The sequence below is a fragment of the Luteirhabdus pelagi genome, assembly GCF_016827595.1.
Taxonomy (GTDB): Bacteria; Bacteroidota; Bacteroidia; order Flavobacteriales; family Flavobacteriaceae; genus Luteirhabdus; species Luteirhabdus pelagi.
In genome coordinates this window covers 27,809-54,468 of the sequence record NZ_JAECMS010000007.1, presented here as the reverse complement: position 1 = coordinate 54,468, position 26,660 = coordinate 27,809, and the positions used below count along the sequence as shown (strand labels likewise).

Sequence of the window (26,660 nt, the reverse complement as noted above, 5' to 3'; positions counted from 1 at the left end):
ACTACTGGTTCAGGGTCGAGTACACCGAGGACGGCGACGCCAGGGAGTTCAGGGGACATTTTACCTTAAAGCGATAAATGCTTAAGAGGTGTAAAAAAATAAAAGGCTGTCTTGTACAAGACAGCCTTTTTTTATGCCATTGACTGATGATTAAATAAAGAACTCCTACTCCAACCAAATGCCATATTAATGGTATACAATGTACACGGTTTCCGTTTAGGCTGTGGCTGAATGGATATTCCATGATATTAAGATCATTTAGTTATCCTAGGACTGCAATCCTATTAAACTGTGCAGAAATAATAGGTACAGATTATTATAGCGAATATTCTTCTTCATTATAGATTATTGTATATGTATTAAGTATCCGCGTTAGGGATAGCAGCGGCATCCTTATTTTGGGTGGCTTCGGCTTCGATAAGTCTGCCTGCTGGCGGACAGGCTAAGTAAATGAAATATGCACCAGCCCCCTAAAATAAGATATAGCGGATAGCCCGCCTTTCAGGGCTGCCTTTTGGCAGCTTTGGAAGGAACGCCCATACATCAATAATGAATTCGTGATTTGGGTTTATACGATAAGATGCATAAAAAAACCCTGTATCGATGATACAGGGCAATAGTGGTTAGGCGTGTAATGATATATTACTCCCCAGTTTTTTCAAGAACACTCTGACCTTCTGCCAAGATTGTTCCTTTAATTTTTAACGCTTTTACAGGTTCATCAGCATTAGAATAAACAGTTATCGTTTTGCGGATTGGCCCTACACGTTTCGTATCATATTTGACTTTAATAACACCCGTTTCACCAACGGCAATTGGTCCGTCCGGTTTTTCAGGAACCGTACAACCACAGCTAGATTTCACATCGGTGATGACCAATGGTTCATCTCCAACGTTTGTGAATTCGAAAGAGCGCACGCCGTCACTTCCTTTAGAAATTTCACCATAGTCAATGGTTTCCGTCTTAAATTCAAATTTTGCCTGAGCATTGGCAGCAAATCCAATAACGGACACCAACGCAATCATTAGTATTTTTTTCATAATTTCTAATTTTTGGAGTAGCTAAAGTAAGTATCTTTCTTACAAACTGCAAAAGAAGTTATTCACTTTCATAATCTTGCAGTATTAGCTACTTTTGCGTACTATTTTTCAAAAACCAGACCAAAGTATGGGCGTATCGGCAAAATATACAGCAAAAGACGTTGAATCTAAGTGGTATAACTACTGGATGGAACATGGTTATTTTCATTCAGAAGTTGATAATAGGGAATCCTACACCATTGTTATTCCACCCCCGAATGTTACGGGAGTGCTTCATATGGGGCACATGTTGAATAACACGATTCAGGATGTTTTGATACGACGTGCACGATTAAAAGGTTATAATGCTTGTTGGGTACCCGGAACCGACCATGCTTCCATCGCAACCGAAGCTAAAGTAGTTGCGAAACTGAAAGAGGAGGGTATAGCAAAAGCTGATCTTACTCGTGAGGAATTTTTGCAACACGCATGGGAGTGGACACACAAACATGGTGGCATTATTTTGGAACAATTAAAGAAACTTGGCGCTTCCTGCGATTGGAATCGAACTAAGTTTACCATGGATGACGATATGTCAGCCTCCGTTATCAAGGTTTTTGTCGATCTCTATAAGAAAGGGCATATTTACCGCGGATATAGAATGGTAAATTGGGATCCGCAGGCGAAAACAACGCTTTCCGATGAGGAGGTTATTTATAGGGAAACACAAGGAAAACTATATTATTTAAAATATAAGATTGAAGGTAGCAACGATACTTTAACGATTGCTACTACACGTCCGGAAACTATTTTGGGTGATACGGCTATTTGTATAAACCCGGATGATGGGCGTTTTACCCATTTGAAAGGGAAAAAAGCAATTGTGCCGATTTGCGATCGCGTGATACCTATTATAGAGGACGAATACGTAGACGTAGAGTTTGGTACGGGATGTCTTAAAGTTACACCTGCACACGATGAGAACGATAAAATGCTGGGGGATAAACACAATTTGAAAGTGGTGGATATCTTTAATGATGATGCGACCCTTAACAGTAATGGATTGCACTATGAAGGAAAGGACCGTTTTGATGTGCGTCGGGATATTGTAAAGGAATTGGACGAACTTGGTATACTTCAAAAGGTTGAAGATTATACCAATAAAGTTGGTACCAGTGAACGTACGGGCGCCGTAATTGAGCCTAAACTTAGCGATCAGTGGTTTTTGAAGATGAAGGAGCTGGCACAACCCGCATTGGATGCCGTGTTGGAAAAGGAAGTTCAGTTGGTACCCGAAAAATTTATCAATACCTATCGCCATTGGATGGAAAATGTTCGCGACTGGAACATTAGCCGTCAACTGTGGTGGGGTCATCAGATTCCAGCCTACTATTATGGCGATGGCAAAAATGATTTTGTCGTGGCCGAAACGGCTGAGGAAGCTTTGCGAGAGGCTAGAAAAGCTTCAAGTAACGACAGCTTGCAACTAGAGGATCTTATTCAGGACCCTGATGCATTGGATACTTGGTTTTCATCTTGGTTATGGCCCATTAGCGTATTTAATGGAATCTTGGAACCAGAAAATGATGAGATTCAGTACTACTATCCGACTCGTGATTTGGTTACCGCCCCGGAGATTCTGTTTTTCTGGGTTGCGAGAATGATTATTGCCGGCTATGAGTATCGTGGTGAAAAACCTTTCGAAAGTGTTTATTTAACAGGGATTGTTCGCGATAAGCAACGACGGAAGATGAGTAAATCTCTTGGTAATTCTCCAGATCCTATCGATTTGATGAATCAGTACGGTGCCGATGGTGTTCGTGTTGGAATGCTTCTAAGTTCCCCGGCTGGAAATGATTTGATGTTCGATGAAGAGCTCTGTAAGCAGGGGAGTAGTTTTGTAAATAAAATATGGAATGCCTACCGTTTGATTGATGGGTGGGAGGTTTCTGAAGATTTAGCGCCCTTGGAAACCGAAATGATTTCTTTAAGGTGGTATGAACAAAAATTTCAGAAAGCCTTACATGACATTGAGGATCATTTCAGTAAATACCGTATTAGCGATGCTTTAATGAGCAGTTATAAGCTGGTATGGGACGATTTCTGTTCTTGGTTGTTAGAAATGGTGAAGCCCGAGTATGGAAAGCCAATGGCTGCTGAAACGCATACTGCTGTTGTAAAGGCTTTGGAAAATAATTTACGATTGCTACATCCATTTATTCCTTTTGTCTCTGAGGAAATATGGCAGCATATTAAAGAGCGGTCTCCTAAGGAAGCCCTTATTGTAGCTAAATGGCCAGTATTGGAATCGTTTGATGAAGAACTTATTGGAGCATTCGATTTTGCTTCTGAGGTGATTTCAGGTATACGAACCATACGAAAAGAAAAGAATATTTCATTCAAGGAAACAATTGCACTTTCAGTTCTAAATGAGGAAAAGGTGGCACCTACCTTTGATGCCGTTATCCAGAAAATGGGGAATCTTTCTTCCTTATCGTATAGCGATGAAGCAATCGATGGCGCATTAACCTTTCGCGTGAAGTCCAATGAGTATTTCGTTCCAATTGAAGGAGCCATCGATGTGGATGCCGAGATCGGCAAGTTGAAGGAAGAACTTTCCTATACTGAAGGATTTTTGAAAAGTGTTCAGGGAAAATTGAAAAATGAACGCTTTGTTAATAACGCTCCCGAAAAAGTTGTTGAAATCGAGCGGAAAAAAGAGGCGGATGCCTTGGCGAAGATTGAAACCTTGAAAAAGAGTTTGGCTTCACTTCAGTAGAAAATTCCTATTCATCTGGTTAAATACTCTTAAAAACCCTTAAATCCACGTTAATTTTAGGTAGCTCCCTGCTTAGCGGTTGTAATTTCCATAAAAATTAAAATTATGGATCAAGCAACGTATGACAGGATGCAAGGGATGCTGAACAAGCTAGAGGACATCAAGAATAGCCAAGCCAGTATTTTGGATAAGATTAATCATGTTATCACAGATTTATTTCAGCATCCTGATAAGGATCTAGAAAAAGCCATGGAAAGTGCACACGAGCGTGCGTCGGCGAGTATTGAAAAAATCAACGAGGCGATAGACGATTACGAAATCAAGTTTAACAAGGCGCAGCAGGAATAGAAGTGCTACTTTCGATATAAAAAGTAGTGGTTAACCGTTTCAATATATTTTCGTTTCGCTTCTTCTGCGTTCATTTCGGGTGTTTGAAACAGTGCATTTATCTTAAAGGCAGAAATGAGTGGATTGCTTCCGCTAGGTCTGTCATCGTCGCCCGTAGCACGTTTATAATAAGCATATAATCGCAGCAGAACATCGGCTGGAAATGGCTCTTTGTGGTTGTTGATGCTTTCAACCGCATTTTCAAAAGCAATATCCAATTCTTCCGGCGTCATAAGATTATTTTGATGCAAGTATGGTGATACCACCTTTTACCTTTTCATTCAGCTTTACAGACACTTTAGCATCCAAGGGAAGTAATACATCTACACGGGATCCAAATTTTATGAATCCGCTGTCGCTTGCTTGCGCCACGTCGCTTCCTTCGTCCGCATAGTTTACGATTCGTTTGGCCATTGCGCCGGCGATTTGACGGTGCAATACTTCACCAAACTCTTTCGACTTCACTACGACGGTAGTTCGTTCATTTTCTTCTGACGATTTGGGATGCCATGCCACTAAATATTTCCCTGGGTGATATTTGCTGTAAACAACTTCACCTCCAACAGGATAGCGGGTAACGTGCACATTTAGGGGCGACATAAAAACCGAAATTTGAAGTCGTTTATCCTTGAAGTATTCTTTTTCAAAAACCTCTTCAATGACCACCACTTTACCATCTACCGGAGAGAGCACATGTTTTTCTTCGAGTGAAAACGCACGTTTCGGATTTCGGAAAAACTGCAAGATCAAAATCAGTAATATGATCAACGCAATTATAATTCCCCCCTTGATAATTGAATCTTCGACAAAATAATCGGCTACCAGACTCAAAACGATGCATGAGACGAGCGCGATTATAATAATTTTATATCCTTCTTTATGAAACATTTTTTAGTATTAATAGGAAAGCATACATGAAAGGCGCCGCATACACAATACTGTCAAGTCGATCATACAATCCACCATGTCCTGGCATTAAAACACCACTGTCTTTCACGCCTGCTTGACGTTTAAACTTCGACTGAATCAAATCGCCAATGGTTCCAAAAACGGAAGCTATTATGGCCAATCCAATCCAGGAAACCAATGATAATTGGTCCCATAGCTTAAAGATAACAAATGCTCCTAAGATAGCCCCGAGAACTCCGCCTATAAATCCTTCCACTGTTTTCTTGGGTGAAATACGCTCTAGCAGCTTGTGCTTTCCAAAGTTTTTGCCTATTAAATATGCGAAACTGTCGTTACACCAAATGAGAATAAAACAGCTGACGACGATTTTGGGCGAAAATTTCTCCTCAATATAGGGTAGTAATGTTATGAATACGAAGCCACTGATTAGGTAGAGGATAATAGCAACATATTTCTTTTTTTCAAACATTGGGATTTTACTCACCCACAATACATCCTTTAGTAGGAATAGATTGACGAAGCCGCATAAAATGAGTAGCAGGTATACGGCATTAATGTCGAAAATTTCGTAGCTGAAGAAATACAGAAAACCGATTAATAGAAAATACGCGAGGTAACTAGTAAGATGAATAAGCTTTAAAAACTCACTTAGGGTAATTATTCCTAGTATTAGGAAAAGGCCCATAAACCAATCGCGCGAGGTGAACATACTAAGCATGACTATCGAGATATATAACAGCCCCGATAGGGATCGCACGACAAGTTCCTTCATAAATTACAGGTCTTCCAAGAGCAACAAATATAGGTTTTTTGTGGTACTTCCATAGCTCATGAAGTCCTTTTCTTTGTCGCTTTCAAAATCCTGGATGGTCGTAATATTGGTCGGAATATGTTTTGGGTTTCTGTTTTTTATGATACGAAGGCCTTCGCTTATCGTTTCAACCAGCTGACTTGTAGTTGCGAAGATGATGAAATTAGAAGGGAACTCGCTTAGCTTTTTTTCCTTTATTTGGTTTGAACAGAGCAAGATGGAGCCGTTTTTTCCCACCAAAGATTCACAAGTAGATAAGAAAAATGCAGCACGTTGATTTATTCCAAAGGAAAGGTTGAAGCCATTAAAACGCTCTTTTAATTGTTCGTTAATACAAAAGGCTTCTTGTTCATACCAATCATTTTCCAAGAGGATATTATCAAAGGCTTCCAATACTTCATCCATATTCTCGCAGTATAGGAACTTTCCGCCATTTTTGTTGAAGTTGTATGTAAACCTTTCGTCTACGGGTAGTTTCTCTTCAGGATAATATTTACTTGTGTCAGCGTCTTTTTTAGCATCGTCTGACTTATTCTTCTTGGGGTTTAGAAGTCTTCTAAAAAGACTCATTAATTGAGGAAATTCAAATTTTTATTGCGATTACATTCAAATATATGAATTTAAAGGAAGTGTTCGAGATAAACAAACCCTTCTTTGCCTAACAACGCAAAAAAACAACTTATGTTGTAGCTATTTTTTCGGTTTCATTCCCGTCTTGGGTAGTATCGTCGTCCTGATCCTTTTCTTCATTTTTATCTTCACCGTTACTAGAGGAAGAGGTGGTTTCTCCAAGTGCAACGTGTTCTTTCTTCTTAAAGGGTCGTTCTCCAAAAATACGTTCAAGGCTTTCCTTAAAGATAACTTCCTTCTCGAGCAATTCATCGGCCAATTCTTTCAGTTTTTCCTTATTGTCCTCTAAGAGTTTAATGGCACGCTGGTATTGTTTTTCTACAAGGCTTGAAATCTCTTTGTCGATCAACTCAGCGGTTTTCTCACTGTAAGGTTTGTTGAAGTTGTATTCAGATTGGCCACTCGAATCGTAATACGTAAGATTCCCAATTTGATCATTCAGACCATATATAGTAACCATTGCCCGAGCCTGTTTGGTAATCTTTTCCAAATCGCTAAGGGCACCTGTTGAGATTTTATCGAACATCACCTTTTCAGCAGCACGTCCACCCAATGCGGCACACATTTCGTCCAACATCTGTTCTGGCCGAACAATTAAGCGCTCTTCAGGTAAATACCAAGCAGCACCAAGCGATTGTCCTCTAGGTACGATGGTAACCTTGACCAATGGCGCGGCATGTTCTAACATCCAGCTGACCGTTGCATGTCCTGCTTCGTGAACGGCAATAGCTTCTTTTTCTTCTGGAGTGATGATTTTGTTTTTCTTCTCTAAACCGCCTACAATACGATCTACGGCATCTAAGAAATCTTGCTTACTAATGTTTTTCTTGCCTTTTCTAGCGGCAATCAGTGCAGCTTCATTACAAACATTGGCAATGTCGGCACCCGAGAAGCCTGGTGTTTGCTTCGCTAGGAAATCGGTGTCTAGTGAATCGTCAATTTTTAACGGACGAATGTGTACTTCGAAAATTTCCTTACGTTCACGGACATCTGGAAGGTCGACGTAAATCTGTCGATCGAAACGACCGGCACGCATCAAGGCTTTATCCAATACATCGGCACGGTTGGTAGCGGCCAGTACGATTACATTTGTATTGGTGCCGAAACCGTCCATTTCAGTTAACAATTGGTTAAGCGTATTCTCGCGCTCGTCATTCGATCCGGAGAAATTGCTTTTACCTCTAGCACGTCCGATGGCATCTATCTCATCAATAAAAATGATAGAAGGCGATTTTTCTTTTGCTTGTTTAAAAAGGTCTCGCACCCTTGAGGCACCAACTCCTACAAACATTTCAACAAAGTCGGATCCTGAAAGTGAAAAGAACGGTACTTTCGCCTCTCCGGCGACGGCTTTTGCCAATAACGTCTTACCTGTTCCAGGAGGTCCTACCAATAAGGCTCCTTTCGGAATTTTTCCTCCAAGTGAGGTGTATTTGTCAGGATTTTTCAGGAAGTCGACGATCTCTTGTACTTCTTCCTTGGCGCCTTCAAGACCAGCAACATCCTTAAAACTTGTCTTTACATCGGTCTTTTCATCGAATAGCTTCGCTTTCGATTTTCCAATGTTGAATATTTGTCCGCCAGCGCCTCCGGCACCACCAGATGACATACGGCGCATGATGTAGATCCAAATTGCGATGATAACAATGAATGGTAGCAATGACCATAGGATTTCACCCCAAAGGTTGCTCTCGGTTTCCCATACCAATTGGGTGTCCAAGTTATATTGTTCCTTTATTTCATTAATATCGTTTTCAAAATTCTGAAGGTCACCAAATTCGAATTGGTAGGCGGGGTCGTTTGGACCCGGCTGGAAAATAGCAGGGGTATCCTTCTTGGCATGCACTTCTTTTTGTCGAGCCTCTTCTGTAAGATATACTTTCGCCAGTTTTTGATTGACAATCTTTACTTTCTCAACATCGCCATCGCGAAGAAACTTTTCAAATTCTGTCTGGGTAGTTTTGGGTGCTTCAGACCAGCTTCCGCCACCGAAAAAGTTAATACCTAAGAAAATGAGAAAGATCGCCGCATAAATCCAATAAGCACTGAATTTAGGTTTCCGTCGATCCGGTTTATTGTTGTTATTGTTATCCTTATTATTAGGAGCCATAGGGAGTCGTTTCTTTAAATAGTCGTTTCAATTTTCACAGATTTAGCATCGCCCCATAGCCCTTCGATATCGTAGAACTCGCGGATATGCTTTTGAAATACATGTACCACCACGTGTACAAAGTCCATAAGGACCCATTCAGCATTTTCGCTGCCTTCTACGTGCCATGGTTTTTCATGTAAAGATTTGCTAACGGCTTTTTGTACGGAATTTACAATCGCCTTCACTTGGGTGTTGGAGGTACCGTTGCAGATTACAAAATAGTCGCAAACGGTGTTTTCGATATCCCTAAGATCCAATATTTCAATATCTTGACCCTTAACATCATCAATCCCCTTCAGTATATGCGTTATAAGCTGATCTGTTTCTTTTTCTCTTTTCGACATTCAATCTTTTAATTTACGCAAAGTTATTACTTTTTTGTTTCTTGCAGCGCTAATTGCGTCCTTAACACCTTATTATTTACAGTTGAAGATAATCAAACTTAATGCCATCGAGTCGACCAACACCTACCTAAAGGAATTGGTGCGTGCCAATTCGATTTATGAAGATACGGTTGTTTGGACAACCCACCAAACCGAAGGTCGCGGTCAGCACGGCAATTCCTGGCTTTCAGAACTGGGTAAAAACCTAGCAATCAGCCTATATACTAGGCTTCGCGGAATTTCAATTGAAGATCGGTTTGCGCTTACAATGGCAGCTTCGCTTGCTGTCTGCGATATGCTTGAAACACTTCAAATTTCTAACTATGCTGTCAAATGGCCTAACGACATCTTGTCACGTAACAAGAAGATTGGTGGGATTTTGATTGAAAACACCGTGAAGAGGGATATTATTTCGGCTGCTATTGTTGGAATTGGTCTCAATTTGAACCAAAAGAGCTTTTTAGGATTACCGCAGGCTTCTTCACTTGCCAAGCTAACAAACCGGGCTTTTCAGCCTGAAAAAGTGTTGGAGATACTCGTGAATGCTTTGAAACGAAGGTTTCAGCAATTGCAATCGGTCGATTTCAGTTTGTTGAAAATGGAATATGAGTCGAAATTGTTTAGGAAAGATGAAGTTTCTACCTTTTCTTTTCCTGATCATTCTAAAAAGGTGGGTATCATCAAGGGCGTGACTGATGAAGGATTGTTATGCGTTGCGCATCCTGATGACGTAAACAAGAAATACGATTTAAAGGAAATCGCCTTACTTTACTAAAGCGTTTCCATCTTGGTAGTCAGCGTTTCCATAAATTTGGAAATCGGACTCTTGATCATCATGGCCATCATCGGGTTGAAGTCGCCTTCAAAAACCAATTCCACCATGCTTTCACTCGCACTCACTTCGGTAATGTTTGCTGTTAAGGTGAAGGAAAGCTTTTCGCTCATGGAGCCCAACTGTACCTTGTTTGGCGGAGTTACTTCTTTTACTTCCAATGCAATTTCCGGCATACCCTTTAAAGCGAAGACAAACGCTTTTTCATTTAGTACTTCAAATTTGCTGATGTTTTCGGGCATCAACTGTTCGAAATTGCTGACGTTCCCTAAAAATTGACATAGTTCTTCAGCAGATTTTTGAACGGTAACGTGTTTGCTGGTAAGTTTCATAATGGCTGTAAGGTTAAGAAATTAATACGATTTTGTTACTGTCCCCAGGTTTCTGGATTGCTCCGCCACTGCGACAAGGTTTCTTTTTCGTCAGCTTTTATGTAGCCTGACTTTTCCGCTTGCGATAGCAGATGGTCATAGTCGCTCAGCGTATGCAAGGCAACATCAGCTTCTTTAAAGTTGTCGGTGGATACCGCAAAGCCATAGGTGAAGATCGCTACCATGCCTTTAACATTAGCGTTGGCTTCACGTAAGGCTTCCACCGCTAGTAAGCTGCTTTTTCCAGTACTGATGAGGTCTTCAATAACGACCACGTTCTGATGTGGTTGCAATTGACCTTCAATTTTATTTTGTCGTCCGTGTTTCTTTGCCTCGGGCCGGACATAGCAAAAAGGAACATTCAGATAATCGGCTACCAAGGCGCCGATGCCAATAGCTCCCGTTGCCACACCTGCAATCATATCTGGCGTACCGTAGAGGTATTCCACCTGTTTGGCGATGGTTTCGCGCAAGTAGTTCCGGATAGGAGGGTAGGATAGCGTTATTCGGTTGTCGCAATAAATAGGCGATTTCCAACCAGAAGCCCAGGTAAATGGGTTTTGTGGTTGTAATTTTATTGCCTTAATTTGTAAGAGAAGTTCCGCTGTTTTTTGGGCGGTTTCAGTATTCAAAATCATAGCTGCAAATGTATAAAGTTTTTGTGAAAGACATCCCCATAATCCTTTCAACCAAAAAAAATATTGGCGCCCAATATACTTCGATTCCGCTAAAGCTTGCGCGTTTCAAAAAGCTTATAAAAAAAATCAACAAGGGGAAATTGTTGTATGTAAACTTGTACCATCGCAATGAAGAAAAGCTAGAAAAATTTCTTCGGAAGAAATTGCCGGTAGTAGAAGCTGCTGGTGGAATGGTATACAATTCAAAAAAAGAGATTCTTTTTATATATCGAAAAAAACGATGGGATCTTCCCAAAGGCCGAATCGAAAAGAAAGAAAGCCATGAAGAGGCTGCTATTCGTGAAGTAGAGGAAGAAACGGGAATCAAGGGATTAGAAATTCGGAAATTCTTGACGACGACCTATCATGTTTTTAAAAGAGGCGGAAAATATAAGTTGAAGATTACCTATTGGTACGAAATGTACTCCGATTTCGATGGTGAATTCACACCTGAAAAAAGTGAAGACATCACCAAGGTAAAGTGGAAAAACTTCGAAAAATCGCAAAAGGCATTGCGTAAAAGCTACGAAAACATAAAATTGCTCTTTCCAAAGGAATATCTAACCACCCACCCGAACGATCGGGTAACGGAGGTGTGAGGCTTCATAATGATCTGATTGCTTATGAAGCCAATCCAATTGCGCATACCAGTTTTTAGCAAAGGTAGGATCCTGCTTTTTCTTTTCTTCAAACCGTCCTTTTAATTCAGAATCGTTATTTAATAACTCTAATGCCTTGTCTTCCCACACATACGGAGAGAATCCTTCTTTCTGCTGAAGAATCGCATCGAAATAATTCCAATTGAAATATGAATCCGGTGCTTCTGGCTCTAGCGTTTCCAATAGAAACCGAACCCCTGGTTGTTGCGTATCGATCCAATAGTCTCCTGCATTTACTTTTACTTCAGTGGTGCTAGCCGAAACTTCGGTATTATAGTGAAGGTAATGCCCTTCATAAGGTCGGTTTACGGTTTCGTAATCCTCAATATGATAGACAGTTGCCGTTATGCTCGTGTCTTTTCGCATTTCCTTCATTTGGATTCTATTGGCACGTAAGCGATCAATAACATCCCAATATCCTTTCGGTATTATATAGGCGCTAGGAATGCTAATGCTTTTCTTGGGCTCAAAATAATTGTTGTATGCCACTTTCTTTGTGAACGGTTGGTTGCGATCGTATTGCAGTCGATCCGCTCCGGTGATATCACTTTTTTTAGTAATACCTTCGAAGCCTTTAAAGTTGAGTGTATCGGCACGAGTACTATCCACTTGCCACTGAATGGGGTAGCTGTTGCCCGGCGCATATAAAGAATTGGAATTCTTGCGTAATTCGAGGATTGCTTCGGCATCGCGGTCTAGGATTTCTATCATGGATTGTAATAAGGCATAGGTTCCTTCCACACGATCTTTATATGGTTTTAGCATATGGGTTTCTACCATCATTCCCAAGGTGTTGAACAATGTTGTATAGCCTGTGGAGTAGCGCGGACTATCCATAAACTGTTGAAAGCCGCTTTCAGGCGTGCGGTTGAATACATTTACATAAGGTGTAATATCCCAGTTTCTAAGTTGAAGCGAATCTTCTAGTTGTGGCATCATGTTTTTATGAAGATAATCGCCTAAAGGGCCTCCTAATTTATTATGTTGGGTGAAGAGGTGCGTTAGTACATATTGATAGTCGGCACCATTGCTTACATGCGTATCTATAAAAACATCGGGTGAAACATTATGGAAGACTCTCGCAAATGATCGGGCGTTTTTGGAATCCATTTTTATAAAATCGCGGTTGAGGTCGTAGTTTCGTGCATTTCCTCGGAAGCCATATTCCTTTGGTCCATTTTGATTGGTGCGCGTTCCGCTATTTCGGTTTAAGGCACCTCCAATGTTGTACACGGGAATTACCGCAATAATTACATTTTCAGGTGTCTTAAGAGTGCCTTTAGCTAAATCCCGCATCAACATCATACTTGCATCGATGCCGTCGCTTTCTCCAGGATGAATACCATTGTTGATAAGCATGACTACTTTGTTTTCGTCATTAGCGAATTCTGATTCAAAGCTTCGGTTGGGGTTGAAAGTTACTAGGTGTAGGGGCTTGCCGCTATCAGTTTGGGAAAGCTCATACATCGCTATATCGGTGTACCCTTCCGACAAATTATCATAAAAGGAAATGATCTCGTCATAGGTTGCTGTTTCCAATCCATCTGACTGCTCAAAAACAGTTGTAAAGTCATAATCGGTCTTTGTTTGGTGTTTAGAACAGCTAACTATTAATGCTACAGTTACTGCTAAGGTTGAAAGAACGGAAGAGTGATGATGGCTCATATTTGTTATTGTCAGAAATTTATATTTTGCAATTAAATGATGATATTTAAATGTACTTTTATATATTTGAATTACCAATATTAAACTTTTAAACACATTTTATTATGAAAAAAATTACTTTGTTGGCAGCTTCATTGCTTATTGGAGTTGCATCTAATGCCCAAGTAACTTTATCTCAGAGTGTAGATCCCTCTACAATCGATACTGGTGGGGTGGCATGTTGGAATAGTGGTAACGGTGAGTACCGCGACAATGCATTTGCAAGAACATACGACTTGGAAGGAGATTTCTCTATCACTGGTGATTTTGAGGTTTCTGCTGTTGAGTTCGGACAAGGTTCTGCTGATGATGGAAAAGTTGTTCAGGTAAATATTTATGAAATTGACACTGAAGATTTATCAGCTGCTACTTTTACTTTAATTGAAACTGTAGATGTTGACTTGGAGGCAGCAAATGATCTGACATTAATTTCAGCACCAATTACAGCTACTATTCCTGCTGGAACTACCGTTGCTGTAGAGGTTTTCGCTCCAGACGAAGGAACTGCTACTTTTATCCGTTACTTCCCTGGGTTTAACACAGCTGGTCAGAATAACACTGCTTGGTTAAAGTCTGATGGATGTACAATTCCTTACTCTGATTCTAATACAATTGTTTCTGATCCTCAGGAATATGTTATCAACCTAGTAGGTGAAGAAGTATTGAGCGTAGGCGACAATGCACTTTCTCAAGTTTCTGTATTCCCTAACCCAGCTGATGCCAAGTTGAATATCGACGCTCCTGCATCTGTTGAAATCAACAGCGCTACTCTTTATGACGTATTAGGTCGTAATACTGGAGTTGCTTTAGTTGAAGGAACAATGAACATTGCTGACCTTTCAAGAGGGGTGTATGTTCTTTCAGTAGAAACTTCTGCTGGTACCTTGACTGAGAAAATCGTTAAGAAATAAGAAAGCATTTTTATAATGCTAAAAAGGCTGTCTTACGACAGCCTTTTTTTATTGATAAAATTTTGGTGAATTGATACTGCTTTCTTCGGATTCCGTTTTTTTAGAGTGAATTTACGGCCTGCCGTATTTTCACCAAGTCGGTAAGCACTTTTTCAAGCTTGCTTAAATCGAGCATATTAGCTCCATCACTTTTGGCATTTGCCGGATCGAAATGGGTTTCCATAAACAAGCCATCAACTCCTGCTGCTATTCCAGCTCGAGCGATAGTGCCGATCATGTCGGGTCGTCCTCCCGTTACTCCAACGCTTTGGTTCGGCTGCTGAAGGCTATGGGTAACATCCAGAACGGTAGGGGCAAAGGCCTTCATCGTCGGAATGCCCCTAAAATCCACAATCATATCCTGATAGCCGAACATGGTGCCGCGATCGGTAATCATGACCTTATCATTTCCACTGTCCGTCACCTTTTTAACCGCATGCTTCATACTTTCCGGACTCATAAATTGTCCTTTCTTGAGATTTACGGTTTTTCCGGTTTCTGCGGCTGCTACCACTAGGTCGGTTTGACGAACAAGAAAAGCTGGAATTTGTAATATATCTACATATTCGGCAGCCATGGCGGCATCGCTGCTTTCATGAATATCGGTTACGGTGGGAACGTCAAAGGTTTCCGATACTTTTTGAAGGATTTTCAAGGCTTTTTCATCGCCAATTCCGGTGAAGCTGTCGATACGGCTGCGATTTGCTTTTTTAAAGCTGCCTTTAAATACATAGGGTATTTCCAGTTTATCGGTGATCTTTATGACTTCTTCGGCTATGCGAAGCGCCATGTCTTCGCCTTCAATGGCACAAGGACCAGCTAAAAGAAAAAAGTTTCCTGAAGTCGTATGTTTTATTTTAGGTATGGAGGATAGATTCATATCGAGCTAATTTATGATAGCAAAGATACTGAATCCATCGTTGGAATATTCATTAATAGAGAAGACCTATTTTTTAATTATTTTTCTTTTTACCATTTCATCCGAATCTGAAATAATCGTGAGGTAATAGATGCCTGAAGATAGGCTACTGACATCTAAACGGTTTTGATTGAATAGCACTGTTACCAATCTTCCAGTAGCATCATAAAGCGCACATTCCTTTACCTGAAGATCAGTTATGATAAAAAGTTTATCCGATACTGGATTTGGATATAAGGTGAATTGGAAATTATTTTGCTCTTCCAATCCCAATTCTTCACCTGGGTACCACGCGATAATATTGTCGCCGACCGATGTTGATACTAGATCTATATAACCATCATCATTAATGTCGGCTATAGAGAGTGCCCTAGGAGCATCTACCTCGTCCGTAATAAGTTGTTGTTCTCCAAAAAGGCCTAGGCTATCTTCATTTCGATACCAAAATATAGTGTCCAAAAACCCATTACGCCCCAATATGTCTATGTCTGTATCGTTGTCGATATCGCCCAATATATAATTAAATGAAAAATTGAATAGGTTGTTAATAGGACCAAACCCAGTCCCGTCATTCGATCCCTTAAACCAACTAATCGTATTGGTTGTATCGCTATTGGTTGTTGAAATGACTAAATCGTTGATGCCATCGGTATCAAGATCTGCCATTTCCATATGGGTGACGCTGGTATTATCTGAAATAAAAAATTCGAATTGATAAATCTCCTGAGGACTGTCGAATGTAATATTACTGTTGTTCCGAAGCCAAAAAATTCTTGCAGGTGCATGTTCGTCTTCTGCGATAAGTAAGTCCGGTAGCGAGTCATCATTCATGTCTGCAAGTAACGGTTTTGTATACTGAATATCTTCGTCTAAAAGAACTGTTTCGGGGCCAAATGTGCCAATGCCTTCCAAATTTTCAAATGCCACGATACGATCACTAAAAGTATCGCCATATTCTACAACCAAATCTAAATCGCCATCTGAATCTAGATCCGCTGGGAGCACCGAGTATTTGTATTCCGCTTCCTCTTCAAAGAGTATATGTTCTACAGAAAACTGCCCGTTACCATCCGTGTTCTCCAGCCATAGTAGTCGGTTCGGGTTATTTTCTAATAGCAGAAGGTCCTTATCATTATCGCCATCCATATCAACAAAATCGATAGAGAGATAATAAGCTGGTTCGGCGGTAATGATGTTTTCATCGCTAAAAGTACCTTCGCCATCCGTATTCTCATACCAAGAAAGGGAAAACGTTTCTCCAGAGGCTGTAAGTACATCAATATCACCGTCGGCATCGACATCCCATGTTTTGGCCTGGTACGGACTTATCGTAGCTGTGGAAATAATCTGTTGGGAGCCAAATTGACCAAAAGCTGTTAGCGTACTTCCAACTAGCAAAAGAAGTAGAAGGCTATTTTTCATATGTATAAAGTTTGACGGGGAGTCTGTAGTTAAAGATACTAAAAAATTGGACGCTGTCCGCATTAGGGGTTGAGGCGGCATCCTCTTTTTGAGTCGGGAAAGACCTGCTGGGTTTTCAATACCCGGCAGGTCTAAATTGGGTTGGAGCAAAAAGAGATATAGCTGAAGACCCGGCCCACGCATAAGCGTGGGAAATGCCCAAAAAAATAATTAACGAAAATAACACCCAAACTATTGATAATAAGCGTTACTTTTGCACCGCCTTAAAAACAGGTACCATTATGGATATCAAAAACATCGCAATTATAGCTCACGTAGACCACGGCAAGACCACCTTGGTAGATAAGATTATGCACCATTGTAGCCTTTTCCGTGAGAATGAGAAGACAGGAGAGCTAATTCTCGATAATAACGACCTAGAACGTGAACGCGGGATTACTATTACCTCGAAGAACGTATCAGTTACATATAAAGACACTAAAATTAACATCATCGACACCCCTGGTCACGCCGACTTTGGAGGGGAAGTAGAACGGGTGTTGAACATGGCCGATGGCGTTTTGTTGTTGGTCGATGCCTTTGAGGGCCCGATGCCACAAACACGTTTCGTGCTTCAAAAAGCGATTTCGCTTGGGTTGAAGCCTTGTGTGGTTATCAATAAGGTCGATAAGGAAAACTGTACGCCCGATGAGGTGCATGAAGCGGTGTTCGATTTGATGTTCGAACTCGGTGCTGAAGAATGGCAGTTGGATTTCCCAACCGTGTATGGAAGTGCAAAGAACAATTGGATGAGCGACGATTGGCAAAAGCCGACCGATTCGATTGCACCAGTATTGGACATGGTGTTGGAGCATATTCCTTCGCCAAAGGTTGAAGAAGGAAGTACCCAGATGTTGATTACATCCTTGGATTACTCTTCCTTTACGGGGCGAATTGCTATCGGACGTTTACAGCGAGGCGTGTTGAAAGAGAATATGCCCGTTTCTTTAGTGAAGCGTGATGGAAAAATTGTGAAATCCCGAATCAAGGAGCTACATACATTTGAAGGACTTGGCCGAATTAAGGTTTCTGAAGTAAAAGCTGGCGACATCTGTGCGATTGTTGGTCTGGAGAGTTTCGATATCGGCGATACGATTGCCGACGCCGAAAATCCAGAGGCATTGAAGACCATCGCTATCGATGAGCCAACGATGAGTATGTTGTTTACGATTAACGATTCTCCTTTCTTCGGAAAAGATGGTAAGTATGTAACCTCTCGTCATATTAAGGAGCGTTTGGAGCGTGAATTGGAAAAGAACTTGGCACTACGTGTTGAAGAAACTGGAAGTGCAGATAGTTTTATGGTATACGGACGTGGAGTATTGCACCTTTCTGTATTGATTGAAACCATGCGTCGCGAGGGATACGAACTACAAATTGGTCAGCCACAGGTGATTATTAAGGAAATTGACGGTGTTAAGAGTGAACCTGTAGAGGAATTGACGATCGATCTTCCTGAAAGCGTAAGCGGACGTGCGATTGATATGGTTACGACTCGTAAGGGTGAAATGACCAGTATGGAAGCCAAGGGCGATCGGATGGTCTGTAAGTTCGAGATTCCTTCACGAGGAATTATAGGCTTACGAAACCAGTTGTTGACCGCTACGGCCGGTGAAGCCATTATGACACACCGATTTAAGGAATACCAGCCGTTAAAAGGTGGAATTCCTGAGCGTTTGAACGGAAGTATGGTTTCTATGGAAAAGGGAACTGCGATTCCGTATTCTATTGATAAGCTACAGGAACGGGGTCGATTCTTTATCAATCCCGGAGAAGATATCTATGAAGGTCAGGTAATCGGTGAGAATTCTCGTCAGGATGATATGGTGGTAAATATTACCAAGACCAAAAAACTGACGAACGTTCGATCTGCAGGAGCCGATGATAAGGCGCGAATTGTTCCGGCCATTAAGTTTTCGCTGGAAGAAGCGCTTGAATACATCCAAAAGGATGAATATGTTGAGGTTACGCCAAATCATCTTCGTCTTCGTAAAATTTTATTGAAGGAAGTAGACCGTAAGCGAGCAAAGGTATAAGGATTTGTTTCTAGGGAAGAATTCTGTAGGATTCAATTATTACCGCTATTTTTGAAGATAAAGCCTAAGGCATTATGAAAATATTGGTGACCGGCGCTGCTGGGTTTATTGGATCGCATACTGCGGAACGTTTACAAGAAATGGGACATGAGGTAATTGGCGTCGACAATTTCGCGCCTTACTACGATGTTCGGTTGAAAGAGCGGAATGCTGAGGTTTTACAACAGAAGGGTGTCGATATCTTACGACTCGACCTCCGTAAAGCGGATACGTATGATGCACTGCCAAAGAATATTGAGATTATTTTTCATTTCGCTGCTCAACCGGGTATTTCGGCTACTTCAACCTTTGAAGCGTATTTTTCGAACAATTTCCTAGCTACTCAGCAGCTTATTGAGTATGCCATGGCGATGAAGAAATCGCCCTATTTTGTCAATATAGCCACTTCTTCAATTTATGGATTAGAAGCTACTTTCCCCGAGTCTGCTGCTCCTAAACCTGCTTCTTGGTATGGGGTGACGAAATTAGCTGCCGAGCAATTGGTACTTGCTCGAGTGCGGGAGCATAAACTAAGGGGAACTTCTTTGCGATTGTATTCGGTTTTTGGTCCGAGGGAACGTCCCGATAAGTTATATCCCAGGCTTATTGAAAGTGGATTAAAGAATACACCTTTTCCTTTATATGACGGCAGCGAAAAACATCTTAGAAGCTTCACGTATATCGATGATATTGTTGATGGCATCGTTAGTATCATAAAGCATCAGGATATTGCCAATGGTGAAATCTTCAATTTAGGAACGGAAGAGGAAAATAGTACTGCTATCGGTATTGCTACGGTAGAAGAAATACTCGATACCACAATTATCACCGAAATAACCCCTCCACGGGCAGGCGACCAGTCGCGTACTAAAGCCAATATCGATAAAGCTCGAAAACTGCTGGGATATAATCCTTCTGTTAGTCTACGGGAAGGGTTGGAGCGGCATGTGGAGTGGTGTCGTAAACAACCTTCTTAATCATTCAAATTCAATAAAATTTCAGCTGCTTCAAAAGCTGTTATCTCATTTCTGTCGATCCGCTCAAGTTGTTCTTTTAATTCTTTCTTGATTTCCGGTCGGTTGAAAAAATCACTTTGCAATCTGCTCTCGATAGTTTGAAGTAGCCAGTATTTATTTTGCTCTTTTCGTTTTGTGGAGAAATAGTGATTTTCTTTCACTGTTTCGAAATAGGATTGTAGCTCTTTCCAAACTACATCAATTCCAGTATTGTGTAACGCACTGCAGGTTATCGTCTTAGCTGGCCAATCGCTTTCCTTAGGAGGATATAGATGAAGCGCTCGATTAAATTCTTGTTTTGCAAGTTTTGCCGCTTTCACATTTTCGCCATCTGCCTTATTGATGACGATAAGATCGGCCATCTCCATGATACCTCGTTTTATGCCCTGAAGCTCATCTCCAGCACCTGCTAACTTCAACAATAAAAAGAAATCGGTCATACTATGAACCACCGTTTCACTCTGGCCGACTCCAACAGTTTCTATGATAATAGCATCGTAGCCTGCTGCTTCACATAACAAGATGGTTTCACGTGTCTTTCGCGCTACACCCCCCAGCGAATCGCCACTAGCGGAAGGCCTGATAAAAGCATTTTTCTCCTTTACCAATTCCTCCATTCTGGTTTTGTCGCCCAAAATACTTCCCTTGCTCATACCACTAGTAGGATCTACGGCTAAAACAGCCACTCTTTTTCCTTCGGAAGTGAGCAGTTTCCCAAATTGTTCGATAAAGGTGCTTTTTCCAACACCTGGAACACCCGTTATTCCAATCCGAATAGATTTGTTGGCATGGGGAAGACAACCGTTAATGAGGGATTGTGCATCTTCTTGATGCTTTTTAGCGGTGCTTTCTATAATCGTAATGGCGCGACTCAATGCCGTTGAATCACCATTTAAAATCTCTTTTAATAGTTCTTTTGTATCTAAACGGTTTGTCCGCTTCGATTTTATTTTATCGGCTGTAGTTTTACTTACATGTGAAGGTTGCGATATACCTTTTTTTTCTTGTAATGCACTCTGCTTTTTGTCGGATGCTGCCATTGCTGAAATTTATGACAATTTTATGAATATCGGTTTCCGTTCCTTTTACAATCCTAGTATATTGAAAATATTCAAGAAAATTCAGCCATGAAAACATTTTATAAAGAAAAATCTACCGCTGTGGGCGGACGTAAAGGTCATGTGTCATCTGAAAATGGACCCATCGACTTCGATTTATCAATGCCTAAAGCCATGGGAGGCGATGGCGGTGACGGAACAAATCCCGAACAGCTCTTTGGAAGCGCTTACGCTGCTTGCTTTGGAGGAGCTGTTGAAGCGGTCGCCAAGGATAAAAATATCGCGATTGATGGCGATATTAGTGTGTCCGCAACTATAGGTATTGGAAAAACAGAAAAAGGAAATCTTCAGCTAAATGCCATTTTGGATTGCTATATTCCAGGGGTTTCTGTTGAAGATGGAGAAGCATTGGTGAACAAGGCGCACGAGGTATGCCCTTTCTCACGAGCTACACGCGACAATATTACGGTAACGCTTAACTTATTATTGGAAGAATAATAGATAGCACAGAATTAAAAACAATACACCCCGTTGAAATTTCAACGGGGTGTATTTTTGTGGGGTGAGGAGTATGTATTAGTATATAGATTAAATAGCTCTAAGCGATCTTATTTTTCCGCCGGACATGTTATCATCGTCGTTTCCCTTGTTCTCATCATTTTTCGGTTTCTCGTTTTTTTTTGTGTCCGAGTCAATTTTAAAATGGGACTTTTTATGTTGTTCGGCCTGTTTGGTATACCATTCAATTTTATCACGTTGTTTCATCAACAGTGTGATGATCGCTTCCGGGAGTTCTCGTCGTTCGATCAATTCATCGTAGCGTTTTACATTATTGAGATCGCGATTTACACATTGATTGATAATTACATCTTCATTTAGATTTTCAAGGGTTTCTTTTATTTCTTGCCACGTACGATTGATGTTACCTTTTTCAGCATCTTCCTTCAGAGGTTCAATGCCACGGGAATGAAGTTCATTGGAAATATCATGACTCATCCTATTTCGTTCCGTCGCCATATAATTGAGGAATCGCTTTAATGTAGTGGTGTTGACGTCTTGAGCTGCATTATAATATAACTTTTCAGCCTCAAAACTAGCTACCAATAAGCGGTTCAACTTGTTGAAGTCAGCGTATTTCTTACTCATTCCATATAATTTTCTTTTTTAAAGATAGTGTGAATTACATTGTCCTAAATGCTATTTACCATTATTTTAAGCTAAAATTTCGTTAAGTGCTGAAACAGTACAGATATTGTGTCGTCTTTAAACCGAACAGCAACCAAAAAAACCATCAAAGCCTTGTCCACTCAGGTACTTGTAGAACAATGCAAAGCCAATAATCGTAAAGCGCAACTGGCGCTCTATAATCAGTATTGCGATGGCATGTATATCGTAGCAAGCAGATATTTGAAAGACCAGGCGGCCGCTGAAGATGCTATGCAAGTAGCATTTATCAAGGCATTCAAAAAGCTAGAGCAATTCAAAGGGGACGTCACCTTTGGCGCCTGGCTAAAGCGTATCGTTATCAATACGTGCTTGGATGTCATCAAAGCCAAAAAAGCACAGTTCCAATCGTTGGAAGAGGAAACCCTGCATATCGTGGATGACAATGATGATTGGGAGGTACCAGATGAAACAACCATCGACGCCGTTAAGGCGGCGATAGAGAGCCTTAAGGAATCCTATCGAGTAGTGGTGAAATTGTATCTCTTAGAAGGATACGATCACCAGGAGATAGCCGATATCTTAGGAATTACCGAAAGTGCATCTCGAACAAATTTGCACCGGGGAAAACAAAAACTGAAACAACAATTAAAACATTTGCGTCATGGCACGTGATATTCGAGAACTTTTAAAGGAACAGGACGAGCAGACACCGAAGTTGTCTGAAGGACATCTTGGCCGTTTCGAAGCTAAGTTGGAAGCGCTGCATCAGGAGAAAATTGTAGTTTCCAAGCCTTGGTATAAGGAGCAGTGGCTTCAGGTAGCAGCGATGATTGCTGTTATCGTAACAGTGGGCTTGATTGGCTACCAACAGTTTTCTACGCCAAGTGAATTGAGCGGAGAAGAAATTACGAGTACAGATGAAAACTCCGATGCTGCGCAAATTCAATTGGGGGACCTTTCTCCCGATTTGAAAAAGGTCGAAAACTATTATATGGCCGGTATCAACATGCAACTAGCATCGTTGGAAATCAATCCCGATAACAAAGAATTGGTGGAAGGCTATATGGAACAACTAAAGCAATTAGACCAAGAATATAAAACCCTTACGGTAGAATTAAATGAAATGGGCCCTACCGAGGCAACCATCACAGCCCTTATTGAAAACTTACAATTGCGTTTGGATCTGCTGTTCAAACTCAAAAACAAATTAAAAGAACTTAAAAAAGCAGACAATGAACCACTTAACATCATTTAAAATTGTTGCCGTAATAGTAGCCCTTACTGTTTGGGTGGGCTCTAAAGCGCAACATTCGCGAACAGAGACCTTTTCGGTCGATGATCCCGTAACCGTAATCGTAAATACGAATCAAACGGACGTAATATTTGAAACTTGGAACCGTAATAAGGTTGAAGTTACCGCTTCTATTGAAGGAGAAGACCTAACCGATGAGGAAAAAGAGACTATCTTCAATAATTGGGATGTGTCGATAATGGGGAATAGCAACCAAGTAAGCATCCAAGCGAAAGGGGGAAACATGTGGCATGGAAGTCGCCCGATAGCTATCAATGGTAATTTGGGTGACATGGAATTTTTAGGCCCTATGCTGGAAGGCTTGGTAAACCCTATCATTACAGAAATGCGTGTACCAGCCTTACCAGAGGATGTGCTTCAGCGGATGGGAACTATTAATTTCGATTATGAAGAATTCATGAAAGATAAGGAAGCCTATATGGAGAAGTTTGAGGCCCAAATGGATCAAAAATTTGGAAAGGAATTTGAAGTTAAAATGCAGAAATGGGGCGAAGAATTCGGGAAGCAATATGAAGAACGGTACGGCCCTGAATTTGAAGCTAGAATGGAAGAATGGGGTGAAAACTTTGGAAAGCAAATGGAGGCCTGGGGCGAAAACCTTGCACGCCAAATGGAAGCCCAATTCGGTGAGGATGGGAATTATTCCAAAGAGGTGATAACCACTCCTAATGGTCAGACTATTATTTATAAAGGCTCTAAAGGCAGTTCAAAAAAGTCAAGTAGGAATGGTAAGAAAACCATTCGTATCAAAATGCCGAAAGAGAGTAAAACAGAGATTAATGTGCGCCATGGCGAAATAAAAATGGCCGATGCACATAATGTGAAAGCAACGCTGCAATATGCACCGTTTCGGGCAACTAGTGTTGATGGGGGGAAGACCCTCATCAATGCTGCCTATGCTCCAGTAATAGTAGAAAATTGGAAAGAGGGTACGCTCTACGTGAAATATGTCGATCAATGTAATATTGCCAGGACTGGAACCATTCATCTGCAAGCTAATTCAAGCGATGTCGCCATTCAAAGCTTGGGCAAGGAAACAGCCTTATCTGGGTCTTTTGGTCGACTAACAATCGGAGGTGTTTCCAATGATTTTCAAACCTTGGATATTATCCTTGAGAATACCGATGCCATTATCGATGTGCCTGATAGTGCGTTTTCATTTTATTTCAATGGAAGAAAATCGACACTCGCCTATCCAAAGACTATGGAGTTGACGCCTACAAAGATGAATGGTCGTGTACTTGTAAAAGGATTTAATACTTCAAAAAATCCAGATCGTTTAATGACCATCAACGCGTCATTTAGCGATGTCCGCCTTCAATAAAAATACCATCCGAGGAAGGTATTTCCTCGAATGGTATTTTCTTTTTCTTCAGAAATATTAGGCGTCTTTATTCAACTTCTTTGTGAAATAAAAGCCCGAGAACAACCCAGCTCCAGCCATAAGGAAAATCGTTCCTGGATACGCCACATCTTCTTCCACACCAAAGTTATAGTGTAGTAACGCGGCAATAAAGATTCCGATTCCTATGCCCATAAGTAGTAGCGCAAGATTGATAACAATAACTTTCCAAATAGGCGTTACCTTTCGATCCTTTCCGTAGAAAATAGAAGCATCGGCACCTTTGTCGATTAAGGCCAAACGTTCCCGATTTCTTGCGGTAATAAAGAGATACACAATTCCAAATAGTACACCGAACATGATCGGTACGATAATTACTTCAGATCCCATACATTAAAATTTAATAAGTGTTCGTATTAATTGATGTGCTCATAGGACGGAAGCTATTTCAATTCGGTTACAAAACATTTCAATTTTTTTTAAAAACTATGTAACCAATCCGTTCGTTTATGCGTCACATGTATAGCATGTGTACCGAAACTGACCAACAACTAATCAAGGCAACATTGCAAGGGGATACCCGTGCCTATGGTAAATTGGTCGAAAAGTATCAATATTTTGTATACACGGTCATAGTTAGAATGTTGAAAGTGCCAGAGGAAGCGGAAGAGGTGGCGCAGGATACTTTTGTGAAAGCATATGATGCCTTACCAACATTTCGTGGTGATTCAAAATTTTCGAGTTGGTTGTATCGAATTGCCTATCGAAAGGCTTTAGACGCGCTACGGAAGCAAAAAAGAATACCGTTATCTGATGTTGAGGTAGAAACAATATTGGTGGCTGATCTAGATACCGCTTTGGAGCAACTTCAACAGAAAGAACGAACGAGAATTATCAAAAAAGCTATCGCTAGTTTGCCTTCTGAAGATGCAGCATTGATGACGTTTTACTATTATGAAGATCTTTCAGTGCGTGAAATAGCCGAAATAATGGAGCTAACAGAAGATAATGTAAAGGTGAAACTCTTCCGAAGTAGAAAAAAATTGAAGGGAATATTGAAGGAGTTTATCCTTCCAGAAAAAACAAAGCACAATGGAAAAGCGATTTGAAGATGATGCTTTTATGCATTCATTGATGAAGAACGGTGGATTGGAACGCCCATCGCCCGATTTCACTAAAAATGTTATAACCCTTATTGAAGCACAAGCTTCGGCAACTTCACATACGGTCTACAAACCACTGCTGTCTCAAAAAGCATTGTTTTGTATCGCTTTCGCTTTCGTATGTATTCCTTTAGCGGCCTACTTTTTACCAACCGAACCCAATAAGTATATAGCTTCTATAAATATTGTGTGGAATACGATTTCTTCCTTGTCAATTCCTGAAGTATCAACCTCTCAGACCATGCTATATGCCATAGCCTTTTTGGGATTATTTTTGATGGAAATTCCTTTTCTGAAAAGTCAGTTGTTGAAAAAGGATTAACTACGACCGCTTTGTAAAAATTGCCACGATGGCAGCCGTAATAGTGCCCATTAGTATTGCTCCAATAGCAGATTGCCATATATAGGAAGTAAGGTTGAAGTAGGCTTCCGCCTCTTGCTGCGTACTTTTACCACTGCTAACGGCATGCGCTATCATATTATCGAAAAAGTCTGGAGAAATTACGGTATGGATAAAATATTGGGCAAATGGTGAAAGGATGGCAACAAAGACTGCTATTTTAACACCTGTTACAAATCCCTGAAGCCATGTCATTTTTCCCGAAAAGAACCGTCGGCGCTTTTCACGCAAGGCAAGCAAATATAAAAAGATAGCAATAGGAGTGAAGAGAAACGTCCCCCAAGAATGGTCTTCTATGTGGCTGTCGTGCCAACCCAGGGTTTTTTCAAGCCATGACCATGCCAATAGCGTAATCGTAAATAGGATGGCCCATTTCAGTTCAATTTTAATAGTCTTCATGGTAGGTTGTTTAGCCGCTGTAAAATACTAAAAAAACAAAGCCCGAAATGGAATATTTCGGGCTTTAGCAGTTAGGGTGTTTTC

The 26,660-nt window shown here is 40.9% G+C and carries 29 protein-coding genes; 13 read left to right on the top strand and 16 right to left on the bottom strand.

Going from position 1 to position 26,660, the window contains the following annotated elements:
* Positions 1 to 642: 642 nt before the first annotated feature.
* Positions 643 to 1,041 carry a DUF1573 domain-containing protein gene (locus tag I4Q58_RS14970; RefSeq protein ID WP_203296717.1) on the bottom strand — a complete coding sequence of 133 codons (399 nt, stop codon included), beginning with the start codon at positions 1,039 to 1,041 and terminating at the stop codon, positions 643 to 645.
* 127 nt (positions 1,042 to 1,168) lie between these two features.
* Here I4Q58_RS14970 and I4Q58_RS14965 point away from each other — a divergent pair, with 127 nt between their 5' ends.
* Positions 1,169 to 3,799 (top strand): valine--tRNA ligase, encoded by a 2,631-nt coding sequence (locus I4Q58_RS14965; protein ID WP_203296716.1) that lies wholly within the window; start codon positions 1,169 to 1,171, stop codon positions 3,797 to 3,799.
* A gap of 105 nt (positions 3,800 to 3,904) precedes the next feature.
* Positions 3,905 to 4,147: a hypothetical protein gene (locus I4Q58_RS14960; RefSeq protein ID WP_203296715.1), complete on the top strand. Its 243-nt coding sequence runs from the start codon at positions 3,905 to 3,907 to the stop codon at positions 4,145 to 4,147.
* Positions 4,148 to 4,152: 5 nt separating this feature from the next.
* Here I4Q58_RS14960 and I4Q58_RS14955 read toward each other — a convergent pair whose 3' ends face one another.
* From I4Q58_RS14955 to rsfS, 6 genes are all read right to left on the bottom strand, one after another.
* Positions 4,153 to 4,419: an acyl-CoA-binding protein gene (locus tag I4Q58_RS14955; RefSeq protein WP_203296714.1), complete on the bottom strand. Its 267-nt coding sequence runs from the start codon at positions 4,417 to 4,419 to the stop codon at positions 4,153 to 4,155.
* Positions 4,420 to 4,423: 4 nt separating this feature from the next.
* On the bottom strand, positions 4,424 to 5,074 hold the full coding sequence (locus I4Q58_RS14950) for a phosphatidylserine decarboxylase family protein (protein WP_203296713.1): 651 nt from the start codon (positions 5,072 to 5,074) through the stop codon (positions 4,424 to 4,426).
* On the bottom strand, positions 5,064 to 5,867 hold the full coding sequence (locus tag I4Q58_RS14945) for a phosphatidate cytidylyltransferase (RefSeq protein ID WP_203296712.1): 804 nt from the start codon (positions 5,865 to 5,867) through the stop codon (positions 5,064 to 5,066). Before I4Q58_RS14945 ends, I4Q58_RS14950 begins: the two co-directional genes overlap by 11 nt.
* Before the next feature lie 3 nt (positions 5,868 to 5,870).
* Positions 5,871 to 6,476: an LUD domain-containing protein gene (locus I4Q58_RS14940; protein WP_203296711.1), complete on the bottom strand. Its 606-nt coding sequence runs from the start codon at positions 6,474 to 6,476 to the stop codon at positions 5,871 to 5,873.
* A 109-nt stretch (positions 6,477 to 6,585) separates the two neighbouring features.
* Positions 6,586 to 8,646: an ATP-dependent zinc metalloprotease FtsH gene (gene ftsH, locus I4Q58_RS14935; RefSeq protein ID WP_203296710.1), complete on the bottom strand. Its 2,061-nt coding sequence runs from the start codon at positions 8,644 to 8,646 to the stop codon at positions 6,586 to 6,588.
* Positions 8,647 to 8,660: 14 nt separating this feature from the next.
* On the bottom strand, positions 8,661 to 9,032 hold the full coding sequence (gene rsfS / locus I4Q58_RS14930; RefSeq protein WP_203296709.1) for a ribosome silencing factor: 372 nt from the start codon (positions 9,030 to 9,032) through the stop codon (positions 8,661 to 8,663).
* 82 nt (positions 9,033 to 9,114) lie between these two features.
* On the opposite strand from rsfS, the gene I4Q58_RS14925 reads away from it, so the two are divergent.
* Positions 9,115 to 9,846 (top strand): biotin--[acetyl-CoA-carboxylase] ligase, encoded by a 732-nt coding sequence (locus tag I4Q58_RS14925; protein ID WP_203296708.1) that lies wholly within the window; start codon positions 9,115 to 9,117, stop codon positions 9,844 to 9,846.
* On the opposite strand, the gene I4Q58_RS14920 is transcribed toward I4Q58_RS14925, so the two are convergent.
* A complete protein-coding gene (locus I4Q58_RS14920; RefSeq protein ID WP_203296707.1) occupies positions 9,843 to 10,235 on the bottom strand; it encodes an SRPBCC family protein in 393 nt (130 codons plus the stop codon). The two genes, I4Q58_RS14925 and I4Q58_RS14920, sit on opposite strands and share 4 nt — an antisense overlap.
* A 35-nt stretch (positions 10,236 to 10,270) precedes the next feature.
* Positions 10,271 to 10,912 (bottom strand): orotate phosphoribosyltransferase, encoded by a 642-nt coding sequence (gene pyrE / locus I4Q58_RS14915; RefSeq protein ID WP_203296706.1) that lies wholly within the window; start codon positions 10,910 to 10,912, stop codon positions 10,271 to 10,273.
* 8 nt (positions 10,913 to 10,920) lie between these two features.
* Here pyrE and I4Q58_RS14910 point away from each other — a divergent pair, with 8 nt between their 5' ends.
* On the top strand, positions 10,921 to 11,550 hold the full coding sequence (locus tag I4Q58_RS14910; protein ID WP_203296705.1) for an NUDIX hydrolase: 630 nt from the start codon (positions 10,921 to 10,923) through the stop codon (positions 11,548 to 11,550).
* On the opposite strand, the gene I4Q58_RS14905 is transcribed toward I4Q58_RS14910, so the two are convergent.
* Complete coding sequence (locus tag I4Q58_RS14905) at positions 11,512 to 13,275, bottom strand: M14 family metallopeptidase (RefSeq protein WP_203296704.1); 1,764 nt, start codon at positions 13,273 to 13,275, stop codon at positions 11,512 to 11,514. The genes I4Q58_RS14910 and I4Q58_RS14905 overlap by 39 nt on opposite strands.
* A 104-nt stretch (positions 13,276 to 13,379) precedes the next feature.
* On the opposite strand from I4Q58_RS14905, the gene I4Q58_RS14900 reads away from it, so the two are divergent.
* Positions 13,380 to 14,225 (top strand): T9SS type A sorting domain-containing protein, encoded by an 846-nt coding sequence (locus I4Q58_RS14900; protein ID WP_203296703.1) that lies wholly within the window; start codon positions 13,380 to 13,382, stop codon positions 14,223 to 14,225.
* A gap of 100 nt (positions 14,226 to 14,325) precedes the next feature.
* On the opposite strand, the gene kdsA is transcribed toward I4Q58_RS14900, so the two are convergent.
* Both kdsA and I4Q58_RS14890 read right to left on the bottom strand, forming a co-directional pair.
* Positions 14,326 to 15,144: a 3-deoxy-8-phosphooctulonate synthase gene (gene kdsA, locus I4Q58_RS14895; RefSeq protein WP_203296702.1), complete on the bottom strand. Its 819-nt coding sequence runs from the start codon at positions 15,142 to 15,144 to the stop codon at positions 14,326 to 14,328.
* Between the two features lie 66 nt (positions 15,145 to 15,210).
* A complete protein-coding gene (locus I4Q58_RS14890) occupies positions 15,211 to 16,605 on the bottom strand; it encodes a T9SS type A sorting domain-containing protein (protein WP_203296701.1) in 1,395 nt (464 codons plus the stop codon).
* Positions 16,606 to 16,886: 281 nt separating this feature from the next.
* Between I4Q58_RS14890 and typA the strand changes: the two genes are divergently transcribed.
* Together typA and I4Q58_RS14880 are read left to right on the top strand one after the other, a co-directional pair.
* Positions 16,887 to 18,680, top strand: a complete 1,794-nt coding sequence (gene typA, locus I4Q58_RS14885) for a translational GTPase TypA (protein ID WP_236002956.1) — start codon at positions 16,887 to 16,889, stop codon at positions 18,678 to 18,680.
* 74 nt (positions 18,681 to 18,754) lie between these two features.
* Positions 18,755 to 19,696 carry an NAD-dependent epimerase/dehydratase family protein gene (locus I4Q58_RS14880; protein WP_203296700.1) on the top strand — a complete coding sequence of 314 codons (942 nt, stop codon included), beginning with the start codon at positions 18,755 to 18,757 and terminating at the stop codon, positions 19,694 to 19,696.
* Here the strand turns inward: I4Q58_RS14880 and meaB are convergent.
* Positions 19,693 to 20,775, bottom strand: a complete 1,083-nt coding sequence (gene meaB, locus I4Q58_RS14875; RefSeq protein WP_203296699.1) for a methylmalonyl Co-A mutase-associated GTPase MeaB — start codon at positions 20,773 to 20,775, stop codon at positions 19,693 to 19,695. The genes I4Q58_RS14880 and meaB overlap by 4 nt on opposite strands.
* A gap of 87 nt (positions 20,776 to 20,862) precedes the next feature.
* Between meaB and I4Q58_RS14870 the strand changes: the two genes are divergently transcribed.
* A complete protein-coding gene (locus I4Q58_RS14870) occupies positions 20,863 to 21,291 on the top strand; it encodes an organic hydroperoxide resistance protein (RefSeq protein WP_203296698.1) in 429 nt (142 codons plus the stop codon).
* A gap of 90 nt (positions 21,292 to 21,381) precedes the next feature.
* Here the strand turns inward: I4Q58_RS14870 and I4Q58_RS14865 are convergent, their stop codons facing one another.
* Complete coding sequence (locus tag I4Q58_RS14865) at positions 21,382 to 21,939, bottom strand: PA2169 family four-helix-bundle protein (protein WP_203296697.1); 558 nt, start codon at positions 21,937 to 21,939, stop codon at positions 21,382 to 21,384.
* A 153-nt stretch (positions 21,940 to 22,092) separates the two neighbouring features.
* Here I4Q58_RS14865 and I4Q58_RS14860 point away from each other — a divergent pair, with 153 nt between their 5' ends.
* The 3 genes from I4Q58_RS14860 to I4Q58_RS14850 are packed head-to-tail and all read left to right on the top strand — an operon-like array spanning position 22,093 to position 24,596.
* Complete coding sequence (locus tag I4Q58_RS14860) at positions 22,093 to 22,632, top strand: RNA polymerase sigma factor (protein WP_203296696.1); 540 nt, start codon at positions 22,093 to 22,095, stop codon at positions 22,630 to 22,632.
* A complete protein-coding gene (locus tag I4Q58_RS14855; RefSeq protein ID WP_203296695.1) occupies positions 22,622 to 23,215 on the top strand; it encodes a hypothetical protein in 594 nt (197 codons plus the stop codon). The genes I4Q58_RS14860 and I4Q58_RS14855 overlap by 11 nt, the downstream gene beginning before the upstream one ends.
* Entirely contained in the window at positions 23,193 to 24,596 is a 1,404-nt protein-coding gene (locus I4Q58_RS14850; protein WP_203296694.1) for a hypothetical protein, read from the top strand. Before I4Q58_RS14855 ends, I4Q58_RS14850 begins: the two co-directional genes overlap by 23 nt.
* Before the next feature lie 57 nt (positions 24,597 to 24,653).
* Here the strand turns inward: I4Q58_RS14850 and I4Q58_RS14845 are convergent, their stop codons facing one another.
* Positions 24,654 to 25,004 (bottom strand): DUF6249 domain-containing protein, encoded by a 351-nt coding sequence (locus tag I4Q58_RS14845; RefSeq protein WP_203296693.1) that lies wholly within the window; start codon positions 25,002 to 25,004, stop codon positions 24,654 to 24,656.
* Positions 25,005 to 25,123: 119 nt separating this feature from the next.
* Here I4Q58_RS14845 and I4Q58_RS14840 point away from each other — a divergent pair, with 119 nt between their 5' ends.
* Positions 25,124 to 25,723 carry an RNA polymerase sigma factor gene (locus I4Q58_RS14840; RefSeq protein ID WP_236002954.1) on the top strand — a complete coding sequence of 200 codons (600 nt, stop codon included), beginning with the start codon at positions 25,124 to 25,126 and terminating at the stop codon, positions 25,721 to 25,723.
* Complete coding sequence (locus tag I4Q58_RS14835; RefSeq protein WP_203296692.1) at positions 25,707 to 26,099, top strand: hypothetical protein; 393 nt, start codon at positions 25,707 to 25,709, stop codon at positions 26,097 to 26,099. Before I4Q58_RS14840 ends, I4Q58_RS14835 begins: the two co-directional genes overlap by 17 nt.
* Here I4Q58_RS14835 and I4Q58_RS14830 read toward each other — a convergent pair whose 3' ends face one another.
* The gene (locus I4Q58_RS14830) at positions 26,100 to 26,576 is read right to left on the bottom strand and encodes a DUF4199 domain-containing protein (protein ID WP_203296691.1); all 477 of its coding nucleotides are present in this window, start codon (positions 26,574 to 26,576) and stop codon (positions 26,100 to 26,102) included.
* Positions 26,577 to 26,660: the final 84 nt, after the last annotated feature.